This window comes from Terriglobales bacterium, assembly GCA_035543055.1.
In the GTDB taxonomy this organism is placed as follows: Bacteria; Acidobacteriota; Terriglobia; order Terriglobales; family Acidobacteriaceae; genus JAIQFD01.
Genome location: DATKKJ010000144.1, coordinates 1 through 2,295, shown reverse-complemented (window position 1 = coordinate 2,295; position 2,295 = coordinate 1). Strand labels below are relative to the sequence as shown.

The window sequence follows — 2,295 nt, the reverse complement described above, 5'->3', positions numbered from 1 at the left end:
GACAGCGACTGGGCAGCGGCGTCAGCCGAGCGCCGCCCGCAGGGCGTCGGCCAGCTCGGGATGCCGAAAGGAATAACCGGCGGCTTCGAGCTTGGCGGGCTGGACGCGGGCTGAAGCCAGCAGCAGCTCTTCCCCCATCTCGCCAAACAGAGTGCGAACCACGAACGCGGGCAGCGGAAAGACCGTGGGTCGATGAATCGCCCTTCCCAACTCGCGAACGAACTCCGCATTGCGCACAGGTCCCGGCGCGACCGCATTCACGGCTCCGGCGAGTTTTTCATTGGTGAGCGCGAAGAGAAAGACGCCGACAACGTCGTCGAGGGTGATCCAACTCCAAAACTGGCGACCGTCGCCGACCGGGCCGCCGAGGCCAAGTCGAAACGGAGTGAGCATGGCGGCGAGAGCGCCGCCATTTTTCGCCAGGACCACCCCAATACGAACATGCACCACGCGGACGCCCGCGGCCACAGCCGGGGCCGCCGCATCTTCCCACTCCTGGCAAACATCGGCGAGAAAGCCCTGGCCGCGAGGGCTTGTCTCGGTGAGCTCCTCGTCGCCGCGGTTCCCGTAATACCCCGTGGCGGAAGCTGCAACGAATACACCCGGCTTGCCCGTCTGGCGGAAGGATTCGGCGGCGGCCGTGGCCAGAGTACCCGTACCCTGCACGCGGCTCTCGCGTACCTCGCGCTTGAATTTCTCCGACCAGTGCCCGGAGATGTTCTTGCCGGCGAGGTGGATGATGGCATCGAAACCTTCGAGGCAGCTTGGATCGAGCGGGCTGGCAGGGTCCCATTGCACTTGATCGCCGGCAGGGGGACGGCGCACCAGCGCGGCGGTGGAATGGCCCGCAGCCACCAGCGCGGGGCGCAATGCGCCCCCAAGAAAGCCCGAAGCTCCGCTGATGAGAATTCGCATAGCGCTTTTCCTTTTTAATTGATACGAAGCGGACCCTCGACGGTGGCCCACAAGCGCGCACGCCTCATACACAGGCGCGACTTTCTCGTATAATCGCTCATGGCGACTTTCCGCCAACAGATCGCGACCAACGTTCTCACCGTCACCCGCTTTCGCGATCTCCTGCGCAAAGTAAAAACTTATCGTCCCAGTGACGATCTTACGCTGATCAAGAAAGCGTACGACTTCTCCCTGAGGCATCACCAGGGCCAGACCCGCGCCTCGGGCGAGCCCTACCTGGTACATCCGCTGGAAGTGGCCTCGGTGCTGGCGGACATGCAACTGGACACCACGGCGATCGCCTCCGGCCTGCTGCACGACTCCGTTGAAGACACCGACGTGACGGTGGACGACATTCGCAACGAATTTGGCGAGCAGGTGGCGCACATCGTCGAGGGCGTCACCAAGATCAGCAAGATTGAGTTTGCCTCGCGCGAAGAGGCGCAGGCCGAGAGCGTCCGCAAGATGGTGCTGGCCATGGTGGACGACATCCGCGTGGTCATGATCAAGCTGGCCGACCGGCTGCACAATATGCGCACCCTCGAACACCTTCAGCCTGACCGACAGGTGAAGATCGCGCGCGAGACGCAGGAGATCTACGCCCCCATCGCCCACCGGTTGGGCATGGGCAAGATCCGCGGCGAACTCGAGGACCTGGCGTTCCAGTACGTCGATCCCATCGCCTACCACCAGGTCAAGGACGCCATTGAATCGCGCCGCAAGGAGGGCGAGGCCTTCCTGGCGAAGACCCAAGGCGTCATCGAGCAGAAGCTGCGCGAGAACAACATCGAAGCCAGAGTGGAAGCGCGCACCAAGCGCATCTACAGCATCTGGCAGAAGCTGCAGAAGCAGCACATCTCGGTGGACCAGATTTACGACATGATGGCGCTACGCATCATCACCCAGTCGGTGAACGATTGCTATGCGGTGTTGGGTTTGATCCACAACCAGTGGCGGCCGGTGCCCGGGCGCATCAAAGACATGATCGCCATGCCGCGGCCCAATCTCTACCAGTCCCTGCACACCACGGTGATCGCGGAGAACGGCCACGCCTTCGAGGTGCAGATCCGCACCGAAGAGATGCACAAGATGGCCGAGGAGGGCATCGCAGCTCACTGGAAGTACAAGGACGGGCCCATCTCGGCGGTGGATGAGAAGCGCCTGGCGTGGCTGCGGCAGGTGGTGGAGTGGCAGCGCGAAGTCCCCGACCCTAACGAGTTTCTCTCCACCCTGAAGATCGACCTGTATCCGGAAGAGGTGTACACCTTCTCGCCCAAGGGCAAGATCGTCATCCTGCCGCGTGAGGCCACGCCGGTGGATTTTGCCTACACCATTCACTCC

General features: G+C 62.8%; 2 protein-coding genes. One reads left to right on the top strand and one right to left on the bottom strand.

The window, feature by feature from the left end:
* Positions 1-21 precede the first annotated feature (21 nt).
* Positions 22-915: a TIGR01777 family oxidoreductase gene (locus VMS96_09925; GenBank protein ID HVP43741.1), complete on the bottom strand. Its 894-nt coding sequence runs from the start codon at positions 913-915 to the stop codon at positions 22-24.
* A gap of 99 nt (positions 916-1,014) precedes the next feature.
* On the opposite strand from VMS96_09925, the gene VMS96_09920 reads away from it, so the two are divergent.
* Positions 1,015-2,295, top strand: a 1,281-nt coding sequence (locus tag VMS96_09920) for a RelA/SpoT family protein (GenBank protein HVP43740.1), incomplete at its 3' end; no start/stop codon positions are given.